The sequence below is a fragment of the Streptomyces sp. NPDC002130 genome, from assembly GCF_040296465.1.
In the GTDB taxonomy this organism is placed as follows: Bacteria; Actinomycetota; Actinomycetes; order Streptomycetales; family Streptomycetaceae; genus Streptomyces.
Genome location: NZ_JBEOXI010001060.1, coordinates 1 through 1,182, shown reverse-complemented (window position 1 = coordinate 1,182; position 1,182 = coordinate 1). Strand labels below are relative to the sequence as shown.

The window sequence follows — 1,182 nt, the reverse complement described above, 5'->3', positions numbered from 1 at the left end:
ATGGGTGCGGGTGTAGAACGGGGCCGTGACGACGACCGCGTCCGCGCCCGCAGCCGTCACCGACGCGACGTGGTCGAGGACCCGTGGCGTCGTCAGACCTTCGTCGGATCGATTTGTTCGAGATCGATCACGTCGTGTGACGGATCCACCTCGAGGCCGCGGGCATCGCCGCCGCCGAGCACCAAGACCGGCCTACCGGTGACCACTGCAGCGTCGACGTTCTCCGGATCGGTGATGATCCGATCAACCGATCCCAGCTTGACCGCCGCCGAGATGTCGGACCCCGGCGGAAGCATGACGGCAACGGCGCCAAGGCGCGACAAGGCCGCGATGGCAGCGAGCGCGCTGGGACGGGTCTCCATCAGGACACCGACATGTGCTGCCGGACGCACTCCCACGGAGATCAATCCACGCACGACATTGTCGATGCGGGCGTTGACCGCTTCATAGGTGTGCACACGATTGTCGAAGAGGAAGCACTCTCCGTTCGGCGCCTTTCGACGCTGCTCCGCGAGCAATTGGCTCAGCGAGATCTTGGTGTGCGGCTGAATTTGGTTGAGCCGTGCCAAACGCGGCAATGCTCGTGCCGCTTCTCCCGACAATTCGAAAGTGCCGCGCAAGGCACCGGCGGCAAGGTCACTGATTCCCTTGGTGACTCCTGCTCCGACTTCGGCGACCGAGGCCACGGTGTGGATGATCCGATTGCTGATCGACACACCGGTCTGGTCTTCGAGGTCGGCGCCGTAGACCATGTTCGCGATACGGTCCGGAAGAGGCCCACCCGTCTCGGTCCACTGTACGAATTCACCGGTGGTCGGCCAGGTGTGATTGGCCGCGGTGGAACCGACAACCAATCCGAAATGACCTGCGCGCAAGGTAGATTCGTAGACCTTTGCCCGCGGCGCTGCCTGACTGATCCCACGGACCGCCTGGGGTTGACCGATGTCGTCGACCTCGCCGACGAATGCCAGGATGGGGCAGGTGATCTCGGCAAGCGAGACCAATTGATCCTTGATGACAAAACCACCGGTCATCATTCGGTTGTGCACGATGAACTGCTTGAGCAGTTCGGCTGCTGCACCCGGCCAAGCTCGCCTGGGGCCTGAAGCGCGCCTGCCGGGAGCTCGGTGTGCGCGTCTACGAGAACACCTCGCCGGTGTCGAAGACCGACACGATGTTGGT

General features: G+C 63.3%; 1 protein-coding gene and 1 pseudogene. Both read right to left on the bottom strand.

Going from position 1 to position 1,182, the window contains the following annotated elements; genetic code table 11:
* A pseudogene (locus ABT116_RS48385) lies at positions 1-96 on the bottom strand (dihydrodipicolinate synthase family protein); the annotation flags it as partial.
* Entirely contained in the window at positions 93-752 is a 660-nt protein-coding gene (locus ABT116_RS48380; protein WP_351647898.1) for an AMP-binding protein, read from the bottom strand. The pseudogene ABT116_RS48385 and the gene ABT116_RS48380, both read right to left, overlap by 4 nt.
* Positions 753-1,182: the final 430 nt, after the last annotated feature.